Below are 17,641 nucleotides of genomic sequence, written 5' to 3'. Positions count from 1 at the left end.
ATGAGCGATTCCAGAGATTTATGAGCGATTCCAGAGATTTATGAGCGATTCCAGATAGCTTGACGCTCCCTTCACAAGAGGAATCCACAAATAATTATGCGGCAGCTTCCTTCATTTGTTATACTTTTGAAGGAAATTAAAAGTGGGGGTAATGAAGATGGAACCTTCAAAAGGTCTTGAATATTTACAAAAAGGAAAGTTTGAAGAAGCAGCAAAAAGTCTGGAATCTATGATTGCAGCAGATCCAGAAAATCCAGTACATTATATTAACTTCGGAAATCTTCTTTCTGCTGTTCATGAACATGAAAAAGCGATTCAATTCTTTGATAAAGCACTATCGCTCGATGAAAATGCTGTAGCTGCATACTATGGTGCGGGTATTGCCTGTTATCATCTCGAGGAATTCTCTAAGAGTGCAAAACTCTTCCAAGAAGCGATCAAAGGTGGTCTGCAAGATAGTGACACTTACTTTATGACAGGCATGTCTTTCGTTTCACTTGGTGAACATAAGCTTGCATTTCCTTACTTAATGAGAGCAATAGAGCTCAACGATCAAGATCATGAAGCTTTGTTTCAATTCGGACTCTGTCAGGCGCGAACAGGGGATATTGAGTCTGCATCATCAACCTTTGAAAAAGTAGTTGAACGCGATGAGACACATGCCGATGCTTGGTACAATTTAGGTGTAACATATAGTTATTTTGATAAAAACACAGAAGCGCTAAACGCTTTTCAACGAGCTTTAGACATACAGCCAGATCATTATCTTGCAGGGAATGGAAAACGAAATATAGAAAGTAAAAACACAAACCATTAAAGGGGGTGCTTTATGGCACAGCAGCCTTCTTTTCATTTAGAAGATGAGACGTCAGAAATAACAAAATTTATCAAAGGTACGTTGATCTCTACTGTTTATCATCAAACAGAGAGTCTCTATACAGTCGCCAGAATAAGGGTGAAAGAGACGAACGAAAATTATAATGAAAAAGAAGTCATGATAACAGGCATCCTTCCCCCGCTAAGAGAAGATGAACTTTATGTGTTTTATGGAAAATTTAAAGACCACCCGAAATACGGTAAGCAATATGAGGTTGAACTGTTTCAAAAAGAGATGCCTCAATCAAAAGAGGCCATGATTCAATATCTTTCAAGTGATCTGTTTAAAGGAATCGGAAAGAAAACAGCCGAGCATATCGTTGAGGTCATGGGAAATGATGCGATCACAAAGCTTTTAGAATCACCGGAATACATCAGTCAGATTCCAAAGCTAACAGAAGAGCAAGCTCAAAGTTTGCAGAAGTCACTCATGCAGAATCGAGGGTTAGATCAAGTGATGATGGTCGTACAACCCTATGGTATCGGGCCGCAGCTAGCGATGAAGATCTTCCAAACGTATCAAGATGATGCTGTAAAGGTCATCAAGGACGAGCCGTATCTCCTGATAGAGGACGTTTCTGGAATTGGGTTTCACCGAGCTGATGAAATCGCAAAAGGAAATGGCATGCAAGTCAACCATCCAAAACGAATTCAAGCTGCCTGTCAGTTCGTGCTTCGTGATCAAGGTACAGACCTTGGGCACTCCTATCTACCGATGGACGAACTGTTAGAAGGCGTTAGAAAGCTTTTAGCCGATGGAAAGAATACGGTTGATGAGATGAGTATTTTTCGAGAGATTCAAGATATGGAGACAGAGCAGCGATTGATCGTAAAAGAGAACGTTGTATATTTGCCGTCTCTCTATTTTGCAGAGCGTGGATTTGCTCAAAAGATGAACCAATTATTACATAGTCAGAAAAACGATTATCACATTGAGGAAGCAAAATTGGAGTCTGAGCTATCAGCGCTCGAAAAAAGACTCAACATGACATATGCGAACAGTCAAAAAGAGGCGATTAAAAAGGCTTTAACGTCTTCTTTAATGGTCTTAACAGGAGGACCTGGAACAGGGAAAACGACCGTAATTAAAGGAATCGTTGAACTGTATAGTGAGATCCATGGCGTGAGTTTGAATCCTGATGATTATCGAGGAAAGAAAGAATCCTTTCCCGTTTTACTCGTTGCTCCAACAGGACGAGCGGCTAAACGTATGACAGAGTCAACAGGGATACCGGCTCACACGATCCATCGCTTGTTAGGATGGAAAGGTGGCGGGACATTCGAAAAAAATGAAGATGAACAGATCGATGGGAAATTACTGATCGTCGATGAAATGTCGATGGTGGATATATGGCTTGCACATTCTTTAGCAAAAGCTCTACCACCACACATCCAGATCATTTTTGTTGGGGATGAAGATCAATTACCGTCCGTTGGCCCTGGTCAAGTTTTAAAAGATCTTCTGCAAGCAGAGCATGTTCCACAATCTCGGTTAGTGGATATCTATAGACAAGCAGAAGGTTCTTCCATCATTCGGTTAGCTCATGAGATGAAGAATGGAAAAGTCCCGCAAGATCTGCTGGTTCCTCAGAATGACAGACGATTCTTTGCATGTTCAGGTGAACAGGTGTTTCAGGCTATCCTTCAGGTTTGTGAAAATGCGATTAAAAAAGGATATAGCTCTAGGGATATTCAAGTGTTAGCCCCAATGTACAAAGGACCGGTCGGAATTGATCGATTAAATCTGGAGCTTCAGCGTCTATTTAACCCAGAGAAACAAAAACAGCGTCAGCTGCAGGTTGCAAATGTGTTTTATCGAAAAGGCGATAAGGTGCTTCAGCTCGTCAATCAACCCGAAGATCAGGTTTTCAACGGTGATATCGGTGAAATCGTGGCGGTTATCTATGCAAGAGAAAACACAGATAAAGAAGATCAGATCGTCATCAGTTTTGATGAGATAGAGGTTACGTATAAAAGAAGTGAATTTCATCATTTTACTCACGCTTTTTGCTGTTCGATCCATAAGTCGCAGGGCAGTGAGTATCCGATCGTCGTTCTACCTGTCTTAAAAAGCTACTACCGAATGTTAAAAAGGAACTTATTATATACAGCAATAACGAGGAGTAAAGAATATCTAATCCTTTGTGGAGAACAAGAAGCGTTTACTTGGGCTGTTGAACGTTCAGATGAAACTGAACGATACTCGGGTCTTAGTTCACGTCTTCAAGAGACCATACTGGAAAAAGATTTAATGAATGATTCCCTTCTAAACGAAACAAACTAGAAATGTTCGAGAGATGTAAGATGTCATCTTGTCGGACATTTCTTTTTTGTTTTTCTAAAAGTCATGATCCCTTTAAATATTGATTTCTGTATATTTTCTACAAATTCAGGACATCCTTGTAAAAGTAAATTTAAAGGAGAGAGAGCAAGTGGAATGTCCGAACTGCAGTAGAAAAGATATTGGTAAAATCGGGGTGAACCAGTATTATTGCTGGAACTGTTTTATTGAGCTTTCCATTGTTAAAGGAAGACTGTCCCTTCATCAGGTGGAAGAAGACGGCTCTCTAACATCACTCGATGATTTATTTGAAGATCAAGATCTGACTTATAGAGAAAGCACATCATAAAAGAAAACAAATCTCTGATGTCGAGGTGATCTAGCATGAGCAGGACGATGAGTTCTCTTTTCGCACTTGGTATTGGAGCGGCAACATATGCGATGAGAAATAAGAGGATGTCAAGAATGTCTAAGATGAACTATAATCTTTCAGATCTTAGTGATCTTTGGACATCACGACGTGTTAAAAAGATCCGTAAAAAGGTCGCAAAAGCCATTTATTAAAGAAAGCATACCCCGTCTCAAATAAAGACGGGGTTTTTTAAGAAAAGGGTGAAGAGATGACAAAAGACATTCGAATGAAGTGGGTTTATAGGCTTGCCCTTTCTTTATTATTGTTTTTATGTTTGTTTCTCTTGATGAAACTTTACCCTCTTTACGAGCCATTATGGAGTGCGATCAAAGGGGTCTTTCTGCCTTTTTTTCTTGCTGCTCTAATTACATATCTACTCCATCCAGTCGTGGAATACGTACATGAAAAAGGATTACCTCGCTTTGTTGCGATCTTAAGTATATACATCCTTTTCTTTGGTGGTATCGGTTTTGCTGCAGTAAAAGGGTTTCCTTATTTCATCGTACAGATGAAGCAGCTGTTAGTTAACGTACCTGTACTTGCTGAGGATTATAAGGAACTATTGTATAAAGTGGACCGTGGAACATCTGCACTTCCGTATTCGGTTCATTCTAAAATAGAAAATTATATCGTGAAAATGGAAAGCAACGCACAGGATGTATTGACCAATGCGATCTTTTCTTTAAGAAAAATTGTAGATTATTTCTTTGTTATCATCGTTGTACCTTTCTTAGTGTTTTATTTTCTAAACGATTTTGAAAAGCTGAAAAAAGCTCTCTGGTATCTGACACCAAGAAAATACCGTTTTGAAGGAAAGCACTTAATAAAAGATATTGACCAATCACTTGGAGGATATATCCGAGGACAGTTATTTGTAGGTGCTATATTAGGAGCTGCAGCAATGGTTGCTTTGTGGGTGGTGGGAATGCCGTATCCCATTCTTTTAGGACTGGTGATCGCGATAACGGATATCATCCCTTACTTTGGTCCGATCTTAGGAGCGATCCCCGTCGTGTTGATCGCATTAACAATCTCTTGGAAGATGGTATGGATCACTGTTGGCATCATGCTTGTTTTGCAGTTTATTGAAGGTAACATCCTTGGTCCGTTTATCGTCGGCAAGAATCTGCACATCCATCCTGTATTTATCATTTTTTCATTATTACTTGGGGGAGAACTGGCTGGTGTACCAGGTATGATCTTGGCTGTTCCAATCTTCAGTGTGATTAAAGTCATTATCATTCATATCAGGGAACATCGACTTCAATCATCATCCGATTGACAAGTAAGAATGAATAAACGTATACTAACGCTAGAAGATCAAAAATCGCTGAAAGAGAAAAGTACGTTTCAGTCCTTCCAAAAGAGAGAAACATCCATCGGCTGAAAGATGTTTTAGGAAGAAGCGAAGCAGAAAGCTACTCTGGAGTGCAGAAGGAAAATCTGCCGTTATGCCGCGTTAAGGCTTTAATCAAGGTGATATGCTTATTTTAAAGCGTATAACCAGGGTGGTACCGCGTGAATTCAAACTCTCGTCCCTGTATTTTTTATAGGGATGGGAGTTTTTTTATTGGCTTTTTTCGTTCGAAAGTAGTTGGTTTCCCCTCCAGGTTGCTCACTTTCCATGGGGCGAACGGTGAGCCTCCTGTCTAGTTATAGTGACTAGCCCGTCTCCACCTATTCACTCGTCCCATAGGAGTCTCGCACCTTGCGCTCCAATCAACTTACAAGGAAGACAAAAAGACATTTAGAAGCAACATTTTGTTTTTCTGTTAATGAAACGAAATCAACTACTAAAAAAACAACCAAGTTTACGAAATCAGTCTTTATATTTATCTAAAAAAGGAGAATGAAAACGATGAAAAATTTGACTTCAGCTCAAGTTAGACAGATGTTCCTTGATTTTTTCCAAGAAAAAGGCCATGGTGTAGAACCTAGCGCTTCCTTAGTACCTCATGAGGATCCTACACTTTTATGGATCAACAGTGGCGTTGCAACACTGAAAAAATATTTTGACGGCCGCGTGATTCCTGAGAACCCTCGTATCACAAACGCACAAAAATCAATCCGTACGAACGATATTGAGAATGTTGGTATCACAGCAAGGCACCATACGTTCTTTGAGATGTTAGGAAACTTCTCGATCGGTGATTATTTTAAAGTGGAAGCTATTCTTTGGGCATGGGAGTTCTTAACGAGTGAAAAATGGATCGACTTTGATCCTGAAAAACTTTCTGTAACGATCCACCCAGAAGACGATGAAGCATTTGATATTTGGACAAAACAAGTAGGGTTACCTGAAGAGCGTATCATTCGTTTGGAAGGAAACTTCTGGGATATCGGTGAAGGGCCAAGTGGACCTAACACAGAAATCTTCTATGACCGCGGTGAAGCTTACGGCAACGATCTATCTGATCCTGAACTATATCCAGGTGGGGAGAACGACAGATATCTTGAAGTATGGAACCTGGTGTTCTCTCAGTTCAACCACAACCCGGATGGCACATATACGCCACTTCCTAAGAAGAACATCGATACAGGTATGGGACTTGAGAGAATGGTTTGTGTGATCCAAGACACGAAGACGAACTTTGAAACAGATCTATTCATGCCGATCATTAAAGAAACAGAAAAGCTTTCTGATACGTCTTATGGCTTGAGTACAGAAACCGATACTGCGTTTAAAGTAATCGCTGACCATGTACGTACGGTAAGTTTTGCGATCGGTGACAGTGCTCTACCATCAAATGAAGGAAGAGGGTATATCCTTCGACGTTTGATCCGAAGAGCGATTCGTTTTGCGAAAAAGATCAACATCAACAAGCCGTTCATGTATGAACTCGTTCCAACTGTTGCAGACATCATGGTAGACTTCTACCCGGAAGTAAAAGAAAAAGTGCCGTTCATCCAAAAAGTCATCAAGACGGAAGAAGAGCGTTTTCATGAAACGATCAACGAAGGTCTTGCTATCTTAGAAGATGTTATGGCAAAAGAAAAAGAAGAAGGAAGAAAAGTCATCTCAGGTAAAGACGCATTCAAGCTATATGATACATTTGGTTTCCCATTCGAGCTTACACAGGAGTATGCAGCTGAAAACGGAATGGATGTAGATTTAGAAGGCTTCGAAAACGAGATGAAGGCTCAACGTGAACGTGCGCGTGCAGCAAGACAAGAAGTAGACAGCATGCAAGTTCAAGGTGGAATTCTTTCTGATATCACCGTGAAAAGTGAATTCAGAGGTTATGACAGTTTAACAGGAGAAGCGAAAATTTTAGAAGTACTACAAAACGGTGAGCGAGTGGCGATGGTCGCTTCTGGAGAAGAAGCTCAAGTCATCCTAGATGTGACACCATTCTACGCTGAGAGCGGTGGACAGATCGCTGACCAAGGAACGATAAAAGGTAAAGAGCTTTTACTTAGAGTGAAGGATGTTCAAAAAGCACCTAACGGACAAAATCTTCATACCGTAGTTGTTGAAAAAGGTGCTCTTGAAAACAATATAGAAGTTTCTGTCGAGGTTGACCCTGAGATTCGTGCAAAAGTAGTAAAGAACCATACGGCTACTCACCTTCTTCACCAAGCATTAAAAGATGTGCTAGGAACGCACGTAAATCAGGCTGGATCTCTTGTACAAGAAGGTCGTTTGCGTTTTGACTTCACACATTTCGGAAGCATTTCTTCAGAAGAGCTTGAGAAGATCGAAGAGATCGTTAACGAAAAAGTATGGGGTAACATTCCTGTTGAAAAGATGGTTAAGAACATTACCGAAGCAAAAGCGATGGGTGCAATGGCACTATTCGGTGAGAAATACGGTGAAACGGTACGCGTTGTAAAAGTAGGAGACTATAGTCTTGAGCTTTGCGGTGGGTGTCATGTTAATAACACTTCAGAGATCGGTTTGTTTAAGATCGTATCAGAGTCTGGTATCGGTGCAGGAACACGTCGTATTGAAGCTGTTACAGGTGAGAACGCGTACCGCTTGATGAACGGCCAAGTCCAGCTATTAAAAGACACGGCAGCTAAGTTGAAAACAAATCTTAAGGACGTGCCACAGCGTATAGACGCATTAAACGAACAAATTCGTGAGTTGCAAAAAGAGAAAGAATCTCTTGCAGCTAAGATTGGAAACATGGAAGCAGGTAGCCTTGTTGATGAGGTTCAAACGATCAACGGAGTTTTTGTTATCGCTAAAAAAGTGAACGGTATGGATATGAATGGTTTGCGTTCGATCGTAGATGACTTAAAGAATAAACTACAAAGTGGAGTTGTTATTCTTGGTGCGGAAAACGGTGGTAAAGTAAATATCGTAGCGGGAGTAACAAAAGATTTAGTGACAAAAGGTTATCATGCAGGTAACCTAGTAAAAGAAGTGGCTGTCCGTTGCGGCGGAGGCGGTGGTGGCCGTCCTGATATGGCTCAAGCTGGAGGTAAAGATCCCGAAAAGCTGCAAGAAGGTATAGATTCTGCAGTTGAATTGATCAAAACCGTTTCCTAAGCTTTCATCTTTCATGTACAATAGAGACAAGAACTAATTTGTCCCTTAAGGGAGATCTTCAGAAAGAGGTGTTCGCCAGTGAGTTCAATGGACAAAACGATGAAGTTTAACTTCAACGAAGAAGATGCTTATAAGACGAATGTAGAAACTGTCCTGTTTTCTGTTTATGACGCCCTGCAGGATAAAGGATACAACCCTATCAATCAGATTGTAGGTTATTTGCTTTCAGGGGATCCGGCTTATATTCCTCGTCATAATGATGCGAGAAGCATGATTAGAAAACTGGAGCGAGATGAGCTTATTGAGGAGCTTGTAAAATCATATCTATCCACTCAAAAAGAAGGAAGTCGTTAATTTGACAAAAACACTCGGACTGGATGTTGGAACGAAGACAATAGGTGTTGCCGTCTCAGATGCATTGGGATGGACAGCACAAGGAGTCGAAACGATCCGACGCCGTCCTAACAAGCCCCAAGAAGACTATGCAAGGATCCAAGAGCTGATTCAGTTGCATGATATCAGTAAGATCGTAGTAGGTCTTCCAAAGAACATGAATGGTACGATCGGTCCCAGCGGAGAAGCTTGTCAAAACTTTGCAAAAGATATTGAAAGTCTGACAGGTCTTTCGGTTATCCTATGGGATGAGAGGCTGACGACCATGGCAGCTGAAAGAACATTAATTTCAGCTGACGTGAGCCGAAAGAAACGAAAACAGGTGATCGATAAGCTAGCAGCTTCGATCATTCTGCAAGGTTATTTGGACAGCCAACAATAAGAAAAGTAGAGGTGAGCCAATTATGGCAAAAGAAGAACGCGAACGCATCGTTATTCCAGACGAGAATGGAGACGAAAATCTATTTGAAGTTTTATTCAAATTTGATGTGGATCAAACTGGAAAATCATACATGGTGACTATTCCTGTAGCTGATTCAGAAGATGATGATACGGATGAAGTAGAAGTTTTCCCTTTCCGTTATGAAGAAAATGGAGAAGAAGATGATCTTGCTCTATTCCCACTTGAGTCAGATGAAGAATGGGACATGATTGAAGAAATGCTAAACACATTTCAAGATGACGAGTACGAAACAGAACAATAGATGAAACAAAACGGAAGTTGGTTTTCTAACCAACTTCTTTTTTTATTCCATTTTACGGCCAATCTCGACAATTTCTGCTAGTAAACGTATAATTAAACAGGTGGAAAGGGGGAAATAACATGTTACATCTCCAGTCATCTGGGAATTACATAAATGAAAATAAAAGTAAAAAGCGTACCAAAACGATAGTTCTATCCATTTTGTTTCTAATTGTTGCTCTAATCATCGCTGTGGCTATAGGTGCATATTATTATTACAATAAAAATATTGGACCGGTCGATTCAGCTAATAATGAAAAAATTACGGTGGAAATTCCAATTGGTTCTTCCTCTTCAAAAATAGGACAAGAGCTTGAAAATAAAGGGTTGATCAACAACGGTGATTTCTTCAGACTCTACACAAGAGTTAAAGGAGAAGGCAACTTTCAAGCGGGCATTTACGAACTAACTCCTTCCATGAACCTTTCTGAAATTATTTCTGCACTTAAAGACGGAAAGATGTTTAAGAAGCCAGCTCTAACACTTACGATTCCTGAAGGATATAATGTTCCACAGATCGCAAAATTAATCAGTCAGAAAACGGGTTATAGTGAAGCAGATATTATCAAAAAAATGACTGATAAATCTTATCTGAAACAGCTGCAAGAAAAGTACCCGATCTTACCTGATGATTTGATGAAGGAGGGACTTTATTACCCTCTAGAAGGATTTTTGTTTCCTGCAACTTATGATTTTGATGTAAAAAAACCGGAGCTAACAGATGTGATTGATAAGATGGTCGAACAATCTTCTGTTGTTTTAACTAAACATGAAACAGAAATAAAGAATAGCGGTTATTCCCTTTTTCAAATCATTACGTTGTCCTCTCTTATAGAAGAAGAATCTCAGCGTGAAGAGGATCGAAAAAAAATTGCAGGTGTTTTTTATAATCGCTTAAGTAAAGATATGAAACTAGACTCCGATCCAACTGTTAAATACGCAAGAAAGAATTTTGATGTGCAAGTCTTATACGAACATTTAAAGTATGATTCAAAGTACAATACGTATCTTTATAAAGGTATTCCGATCGGACCTATCACTTCACCTGGTGAAAAAGCGATTGAAGCTGCATTGCAACCTGTTAAGATGGAGGAGCTGTTCTTTTATGCAAGACCAAACGGCGAAGTCATCTACACTAAAACATTAAGCGAACATAATGCTGTATATAAAAAATACAGAGACGAATGGAAGGTTTGGCAAGAAAAAGACAATAATTAGGAATGTTTCTGAGGATACTAGTAGGTATTCTCTTTTTTTATGCTGTACGATCAACTTGCTAAGAAAGCCCATGAATAGTGTACGATCTTTAATTCCATAGAAAACACTCATAAAGAAATAGGACTCTCGCCTTCAAATAAAGATTATGTTACAATATACCGGTTAGTGTGAAGGAGGCGTGTTACTTTGGTCTCAAAAGAATTGAACCAATATATCGAAAAAATTATTCCAACGCGCTCTGAACAAGTACTAAAAATGGAGCAATACGCGAAAGAGCATAATGTGCCGATCATGGATCTAACAGGTATGGAGACGCTTTTGTCTTATGTTAGATTAAAAAAACCGAAACGTATATTAGAAGTAGGAACAGCGATTGGATATTCCGCCATCCGAATGGCTCTTGCATGTGAGAATGCTGAAGTTATTAGTATTGAAAGAGATGAAGAACGGTACAATATAGCAAAAGATAATGTCAGATCCTTTCATCTAGAGAGCAGAATTACCTTGTTATTTGGAGATGCGAATGAATTGCAGAGCCAAGTAGAAAACTATGCCCCATATGACTTTATTTTTATAGATGCAGCAAAAGGACAATATCAAAACTTTTTTGATCATTATTCCTCCATGCTGTCTCCTGATGGCATCATCGTCACAGATAATGTTCTCTTTAGAGGGTATGTCGCTGATGAAAGCGGCTTAGAGAGTAGAAGACTTCGTTCTCTAGTAAAAAAAATTAGAAGTTTTAACGAATACATGATGCAGCATCCTGACTATCAGTCTTCAATCTTACCGGTTGGAGATGGAATGATGGTGAGTATTAGAAATTCTTAATGGGACATGCAGTTTGGAGGAGTAATCAAAATGGCACAAAAACCAATAGTAATTGGGGTTGCAGGTGGATCTGGATCAGGTAAGACGACGGTAGCGAAAGAAATTTACAGGCAGTTTGCTAACCAATCCATCTTAATCATAGAGCAAGATGCGTATTACAGAGATCAATCAGAAAAATCGATGGAAGAACGATTGGATACGAATTATGATCATCCTCTTGCTTTCGATAATGATCTGTTAATCCAGCACATTTCTTCACTTCTTAAATACGATTCCATCGAAAAACCAGTGTACGACTATACAGCACATACAAGAAGTGATAAAATTATCCCAGTTGATGCTAAAGATGTCATTATACTGGAAGGTATTTTGATCCTTGAAGACGAACGACTACGTGATTTGATGGACATCAAGCTGTTCGTAGACACGGATGCAGATGTTCGTATTATTAGAAGGATGGTTCGAGATATCCGAGACCGTGGAAGAACACTTGAATCTGTTATCGATCAATATACTGCAGTGGTTCGGCCGATGCATAATCAATTCATAGAGCCAACGAAACGATATGCGGATATCATTATCCCAGAAGGCGGTCAGAATCTTGTAGCGATCGACTTAATGGTAACAAAGATTAAGACGATATTGGAAGACAAAGCATTATTGAAAAAATGAGGAACATCATCCTCATTTTTTCGGTATACAGTGACAAATTTCAGCTTTAAGCCATTTGGCAATCAACTAATGACCCATATTTTATACATACCCTAGCCGAATTATCATATAACGTAACAAGGGTACTGATTATTTAAGGAGTGAAAAAACAATGGCAGACGAGAAAAAACACTATATGACCTTAGAAGGTAAAGAGAAGTTAGAGAACGAACTAGAGTTTCTAAAAACAGAACGAAGAAAAGAAGTTGTTGAACGAATTAAAGTAGCTCGCAGTTTCGGAGACCTTTCTGAGAACTCTGAGTATGATGCAGCAAAGGACGAGCAGGCATTCGTAGAAGCTCGTATCGTTCAATTAGAAAAAATGATTCGTGATTCTGTTATTATTGAAGATAATAAAGACCAATCTGATAACGTTTCCATCGGGAAAACAGTTAAGTTTAAAGAGCTTCCAGACGGTGACGAAGAAACTTACATCATCGTAGGTAGTGCAGAAGCGGATCCGTTTGAAGGGAAGATTTCTAACGATTCTCCGATGGCAAAAAGTCTTCTAGGTAAAAAACCGGGAGATAAGGTTTCTGTTCAAACGCCTGGTGGAGAAATCAGCGTTGTTATATTAGAAGTAAAATAAACGTTTCAACCTATTGGAAGACTTGCAGTAATATGCAAGTCTTCTTTTTTTGCAGCCGTTTAGGATCAAAACGACTGGGTGAGAATAGGTGTAAGGTGGTGAGTGTGTGTTATCGAAGAAAAGAACGATGGTAGTAGCACTTTTTTTCCTATTCCTTATCCTTTTTCTCACATATCGGTTAGCTGATATACAGCTGATTTCGACTACTTCCTTTTCCAAGAATAAAGTGAATCTCATACAAGAAAGTGTTGATCAGCGTACACACCGTTTTACGATCAACGATGGAAGAGGTTATTTTCTTGATCGAAATGGTGAGCTGCTCTCAACAGATGTAACAGCTCAGGTCATCGTCTTTCCTAATCTTTACTCAAGTAAATGGCCGATTGATTCTATTGCTGGCATACTGGATATACCAACAAGTAACTTTACAAAAAAAATCAGTGATCTAAAGAAACCATCTGCACTCTCTCTTTCAGAAGAAATCAGTATAGAGCAGATGAATGAGATTAATAAACTAGAGGTTCCTGGACTTTACGCTCAGCTTGTTACAAAACGAAATCCAACTCCTTTCGCAAATCATATCATTGGAGCGGTTGGACAAGATCCGGACCTGATCAAAAGAAAGTATGAAGATAAACTAAAAAAAGGCACGGTTACGATAAGCACAAAAACAGGTAAGAACGGCATGCAATATACGTTTGATCCTTTTTTAATTTCGGAAGGAGAAACAGAATATATCTATCATGTGGATCGTCAAGGACATCCGTTGTTTGGACTTGATGTTAAATTCCGTTCGCAATCGAACCCCCTATATCCTCTTCACGTAAAAACGACGCTAGATAAGAAGATGCAGGAAACGGTAGAAAAAGCACTTGATATTCATGGTGTTGAAGAAGGCGGAGCTGTTTTGCTTGATATTGAAACCAATGAACTGTTGGCGATGTCAAGCAGACCCTTATTCTCAAGTAAGACTATCTATAAACATGTAGATCATATGACATCTCAACAAATTCCTGGTTCTGTATTTAAAATTGTGACAGCAGCAGCTGCTATTGAAGAGAATAAGCTCCAAAACGGTAAGATGTATGATTGTAACCTTAACATCTACGGTAAGAGAGATGAAAGGCAGCTAGGTTTGTTAAATATTGAAGACAGCTTTACCCAGAGCTGCAATAGAACGTTTGGAGATCTAGCGAATGAATTGCAAAAAACAGATTCAGACTATATGAAAAAATATGCAGAAAAGTTAGGTCTACTTACGCAAAATGGATGGCAAGGTGAAGTCTATCATCTAGAAGCATTCTCACATTTCTATAAAGAAGAAGCGGGTCAGATCTACAACTCGAAAAAGAAAGTATCTGACTACGAAAGTACTTTGGCGGTATCACAAACTGCCATCGGTCAGCTTGATGTTAAGATCACACCGCTTGCTGTGGCAAATATGATGGCAACGATTGCTAGGGGCGGGGTCAGTTATGAAGTAAAGGCAGCTAAAAGTGTCAATTTTGCTAATGGTACCGAACTGATTAAGTTTGAAGAACACAAGAAAGAAGATGAAAAGTTATCTCCTTATACGATTATGAGACTTCAATCCTTATTGTTAAACGTAGTTAAGAACGAAAAAGGTACAGCACACGCTTTACAGGCACTGCCCTTTCAAGTTGCAGGAAAATCCGGAACCGCCCAAAAAGGAGACGATAAACGGTATAACAATAAATGGTTTGCAGGATACTTTCCGGCGGGTCAACCCCGTTTTGCTCTTGTTATTGTAGATTTAAAACACGATACCGTTAATCGCACGATTCCTGTATTTAGGGACATCGCAACTGAAATTATGGAAAAATCAAATTGATGGAAGAGATAATCAAAAAAGAGTAATAGGAAATAGTGTTCCTACACCTCCTCCTCGTGGTAAAATAAAAAAAGTATTTTACTGAGGAGGATATTATGAAACGAAACCAACGTTATGAATCAAGACTAGAAAAACGAAAACAAAATCGTTTTTTAAACATAGCAATCGGGTTAGTTGTTTTGCTGATTGTTGTTGTTGCATTTAATCTTTTCTCAGGCGATGATAACGAAACAGCTTCCACGAACAAATCTAATTCTGAAGAAACAACTGAAAACAACGAATCCAATAACCGTTCAATTGAGATGGAAACGGATGATTCAAAGTCAAAAGCTAATGATGAGGATTCTGAGTCTCAGGATAAAGAAGAATCAGCTGAAGATAAAGACAAAGCAGATGAAGAAGCAACAGAAGAAGAAAAGACAGAATCAGAAACGCCTGAAGGTGGAGGTCCTGAGGGTCCATGGCAACCAATCGGAACTTCACAAACAGAACCTCATACAAAGACGTATGATGATGGTTCACAAGACTGGAACGAGATGGTCCAAGCCCTTTCTTATGCGACCAGCATTCCACAAGATCAGATGACCATTTTTTGGTTAGGAAATGGTGGAGGTCCTGATCTTTCAAAAGGTACCGTACAATCGAAAGCCGATGGTAAAAAATATGATGTTATGCTTCAATGGATTCCTGAAAAAGGATGGCAGCCAACGAGTGTAACTCCAGTTCAATAAAACGAAGAAAAGCAACCTGTTAATATTACAGGTTGTTTTTTTGTTTAACACTCTTTTCAAAATGATTGTTGCTTTGAACTCCTTGTCACCTTTGACAATTGATTGGAGTGCAAGGTGCGTGCTTACCACTTGAAATACATCTTCCATGGCAAGCGACGAGGGAGCTTACTCCGCTAGCATTTAACTTGTAGACGCAAGAGCAAGGAGCATAAAGGCAAGCAGTTTGAAATGTGGAAAGCGAGCTGCTTTCTGGAAATATAAAGAGAATGCGGGGTCGAAATGAGAAGGCCCTGTCACTTTAGGTGGCAGTGTCTTTTTGGAGTGTACAAGTTATGAGTTGAAATTTATTTTTATATGATTAAGGGCAAATTTTATGTGATAACCTAAAATTTTTATGTGATGACTGCTCTTTTTTATGTGATGTTACTCCATTTTTATAGGATGGTGTATTTTTAGCAGCAGGCCGACCACCATGACTTCCATTTTCCATGCACAAAAGCCAGCTGCAGAGAGCTGGCCATCACCTAACTCCATTCGTAAAGTCGAGATATATCTGTAATTTTTGCCAATAGAAAAAGATTTTTCATTTGAAAATTTTTAGTAATTATGATAATTTGGAACCTGTAAGATTTTAATTCATAGTATATTGATAGGAATTATATAAATTAAAAGGTGAGTGTGAAAAATGGGACGAGAATTTATTGATCTGTTTGATGAGTGGTCTTCCTCTTATGACGAAACGGTTTCAGGAAATGATCAAGAATATAAGGAAGTTTTTCATAAATATGATGAAATATTAGAAACGGTTGTTCAACGTTCAGGAAATGTTGTCTTGGAGTTCGGAGTTGGAACAGGCAACTTAAGCGAGAAATTACTTAAAAGCGGTAAACAAGTGATTGGCATTGAGCCGTCAAAAGGAATGCGTGAAAAAGCGTCCGACCGTCATCCAGATCTAACACTATATGATGGTGACTTTTTATCTTTTCCAAAACTCGATCAAGAGATTGATACTATCGTAAGCACTTATGCGTTCCACCACCTAACAGATGAAGAAAAGGATATTGCAATCGGACAGTATAGCCAGCTGCTTAAAAAGAATGGTAAAATTGTGTTTGCAGATACCGCTTATCTTCACGAAGATGATAAAAAAGAGCGTCATGAAAAAGTAAGATCTCAAGGGTTTCTTAACTTGTTAAAAGATTTGCAGACTGAGTATTATACAACCCTCGGAGTACTAGAAGATCTATTTAAGAAACATGACTTTGAGGTTTCGTTCAAAAAACTTAATGAATATGTCTGGCTGATGGAAGCGGTAAAAAAATAGACATTGGAGAATATTATGAAGCGAATTGGAATTATCGGTGCAATGGAAGAAGAAGTTGTTCTGTTGAGAGAGCAATTAGAAGATCTAGAAGAAAATAAGCTAGCAGGTTGTGAATTCTACAAAGGCTTACTCGGTGGTCAAGAAGTCGTGTTATTAAAATCAGGAATCGGAAAAGTAAACGCAGCGATCGGTACTACGTTAATGATCCAGCTTTATGGACCGGACGCTATTTTGAACACGGGATCTGCAGGAGGTTTTCATTCGGATCTAAACGTCGGTGATGTAGTCATCTCAACTGATGTGCGCCATCATGATGTGGATGCAACGATCTTTGGTTATGAGCACGGTCAAGTACCACAGATGCCTCCGAACTACCTTCCTGACGAAAAACTTGTGAATGCAGCTGAGAGAGCTGGAGCGAGAGTAGAAAACATACAAGTTGCAAAAGGTTTGATCGCTTCAGGAGATTCGTTTATGAGTGACCATGCTAGGGTAGAAGATATCAGAGGCAAGTTTCCTGCTCTATTTGCAGCTGAGATGGAAGCCGCAGCTATCGCTCAAACGTGTTATCAATTCAACATTCCTTTTGTAATCATCCGCTCTTTATCAGATATTGCAGGAAAAGATGCACGTGTTTCTTATGACCAATTCTTACAAACAGCATCTAAGAACTCGGCAGAATTAGTACAAAAAATCGTAGAGGAGCTGAAATCATTATGACAAAGAAAATGAATGTAGAAAGCTTTAACCTTGATCATACAAAAGTAGTCGCGCCATATATCCGTTTAGCAGGTACGACAACAGGTGCTAACGGAGATATTATCCATAAGTATGACATCCGTTTTTGTCAGCCGAACAAAGATCATATGCCGATGGAAGGACTTCATTCCATTGAACATTTGATGGCAGAAAACATTCGAAATCACCATTCTACTGTAGTGGATATCAGCCCTATGGGTTGTCAGACTGGTTTTTATCTATCTGTGATCAACCATGATAACTATGATGAGATCTTAGATGTTCTAGAAAAGACGTTGCACGATGTATTAGAAGCTACTGAAGTACCTGCATGTAATGAAGTACAATGTGGCTGGGCAGCTAACCATAGTCTTGAAGGTGCGAAAGAGATCGCGCGCAAGATGCTTGCTAAAAAAGACGAGTGGCATATTGTTTTCGGAGAATAGAG

18 protein-coding genes and 1 other annotated feature are annotated in these 17,641 nt (G+C 39.3%); all 18 genes read left to right on the top strand.

What is annotated here, in order from left to right:
• Positions 1-157: 157 nt before the first annotated feature.
• The 18 genes from IHV09_RS14535 (at position 158) to IHV09_RS14450 (ending at position 17,639) form a co-directional block, all read left to right on the top strand.
• Entirely contained in the window at positions 158-817 is a 660-nt protein-coding gene (locus IHV09_RS14535) for a tetratricopeptide repeat protein (protein ID WP_197191362.1), read from the top strand.
• A gap of 12 nt (positions 818-829) precedes the next feature.
• On the top strand, positions 830-3,160 hold the full coding sequence (gene recD2 / locus IHV09_RS14530) for an SF1B family DNA helicase RecD2 (protein WP_197264792.1): 2,331 nt from the start codon (positions 830-832) through the stop codon (positions 3,158-3,160).
• A 148-nt stretch (positions 3,161-3,308) separates the two neighbouring features.
• Entirely contained in the window at positions 3,309-3,506 is a 198-nt protein-coding gene (locus tag IHV09_RS14525) for a hypothetical protein (protein WP_066240196.1), read from the top strand.
• 35 nt (positions 3,507-3,541) lie between these two features.
• The gene (locus tag IHV09_RS14520) at positions 3,542-3,721 is read left to right on the top strand and encodes a hypothetical protein (protein WP_066396448.1); all 180 of its coding nucleotides are present in this window, start codon (positions 3,542-3,544) and stop codon (positions 3,719-3,721) included.
• 56 nt (positions 3,722-3,777) lie between these two features.
• On the top strand, positions 3,778-4,851 hold the full coding sequence (locus IHV09_RS14515; protein WP_197264791.1) for an AI-2E family transporter: 1,074 nt from the start codon (positions 3,778-3,780) through the stop codon (positions 4,849-4,851).
• A gap of 39 nt (positions 4,852-4,890) precedes the next feature.
• Positions 4,891-5,112, top strand: a binding site (T-box leader).
• Positions 5,113-5,427: 315 nt separating this feature from the next.
• Positions 5,428-8,064, top strand: a complete 2,637-nt coding sequence (gene alaS, locus IHV09_RS14510) for an alanine--tRNA ligase (protein ID WP_197264790.1) — start codon at positions 5,428-5,430, stop codon at positions 8,062-8,064.
• A 78-nt stretch (positions 8,065-8,142) separates the two neighbouring features.
• Complete coding sequence (locus tag IHV09_RS14505; protein WP_144698881.1) at positions 8,143-8,418, top strand: IreB family regulatory phosphoprotein; 276 nt, start codon at positions 8,143-8,145, stop codon at positions 8,416-8,418.
• Between the two features lies 1 nt (position 8,419).
• A complete protein-coding gene (gene ruvX, locus IHV09_RS14500; RefSeq protein ID WP_197133403.1) occupies positions 8,420-8,839 on the top strand; it encodes a Holliday junction resolvase RuvX in 420 nt (139 codons plus the stop codon).
• A gap of 22 nt (positions 8,840-8,861) precedes the next feature.
• Positions 8,862-9,161, top strand: a complete 300-nt coding sequence (locus tag IHV09_RS14495) for a DUF1292 domain-containing protein (RefSeq protein ID WP_197133401.1) — start codon at positions 8,862-8,864, stop codon at positions 9,159-9,161.
• A 119-nt stretch (positions 9,162-9,280) separates the two neighbouring features.
• Positions 9,281-10,417 (top strand): endolytic transglycosylase MltG, encoded by a 1,137-nt coding sequence (gene mltG / locus IHV09_RS14490; protein WP_197264789.1) that lies wholly within the window; start codon positions 9,281-9,283, stop codon positions 10,415-10,417.
• Between the two features lie 186 nt (positions 10,418-10,603).
• On the top strand, positions 10,604-11,248 hold the full coding sequence (locus IHV09_RS14485; RefSeq protein WP_231618308.1) for an O-methyltransferase: 645 nt from the start codon (positions 10,604-10,606) through the stop codon (positions 11,246-11,248).
• A 30-nt stretch (positions 11,249-11,278) separates the two neighbouring features.
• Positions 11,279-11,920 (top strand): uridine kinase, encoded by a 642-nt coding sequence (gene udk, locus IHV09_RS14480; protein WP_153237761.1) that lies wholly within the window; start codon positions 11,279-11,281, stop codon positions 11,918-11,920.
• 151 nt (positions 11,921-12,071) lie between these two features.
• On the top strand, positions 12,072-12,548 hold the full coding sequence (gene greA, locus IHV09_RS14475; protein ID WP_144698889.1) for a transcription elongation factor GreA: 477 nt from the start codon (positions 12,072-12,074) through the stop codon (positions 12,546-12,548).
• Positions 12,549-12,654: 106 nt separating this feature from the next.
• Complete coding sequence (locus tag IHV09_RS14470) at positions 12,655-14,400, top strand: peptidoglycan D,D-transpeptidase FtsI family protein (protein WP_197264788.1); 1,746 nt, start codon at positions 12,655-12,657, stop codon at positions 14,398-14,400.
• A gap of 95 nt (positions 14,401-14,495) precedes the next feature.
• Entirely contained in the window at positions 14,496-15,131 is a 636-nt protein-coding gene (locus tag IHV09_RS14465) for a YrrS family protein (protein WP_197193786.1), read from the top strand.
• A gap of 685 nt (positions 15,132-15,816) precedes the next feature.
• On the top strand, positions 15,817-16,455 hold the full coding sequence (locus tag IHV09_RS14460; protein WP_197133389.1) for a class I SAM-dependent methyltransferase: 639 nt from the start codon (positions 15,817-15,819) through the stop codon (positions 16,453-16,455).
• 15 nt (positions 16,456-16,470) lie between these two features.
• Positions 16,471-17,175 carry a 5'-methylthioadenosine/S-adenosylhomocysteine nucleosidase gene (gene mtnN, locus IHV09_RS14455; RefSeq protein ID WP_197133384.1) on the top strand — a complete coding sequence of 235 codons (705 nt, stop codon included), beginning with the start codon at positions 16,471-16,473 and terminating at the stop codon, positions 17,173-17,175.
• Positions 17,172-17,639, top strand: a complete 468-nt coding sequence (locus IHV09_RS14450) for an S-ribosylhomocysteine lyase (RefSeq protein ID WP_197133381.1) — start codon at positions 17,172-17,174, stop codon at positions 17,637-17,639. Before mtnN ends, IHV09_RS14450 begins: the two co-directional genes overlap by 4 nt.
• Positions 17,640-17,641 lie beyond the last annotated feature (2 nt).

This window comes from Fictibacillus sp. 23RED33, assembly GCF_015903925.1.
Classification (GTDB): domain Bacteria; phylum Bacillota; class Bacilli; order Bacillales; family Fictibacillaceae; genus Fictibacillus; species Fictibacillus phosphorivorans.
The sequence above is the reverse complement of the archived record's forward strand: the minus strand, read 5'-3'. Positions and strand labels throughout refer to the sequence as shown.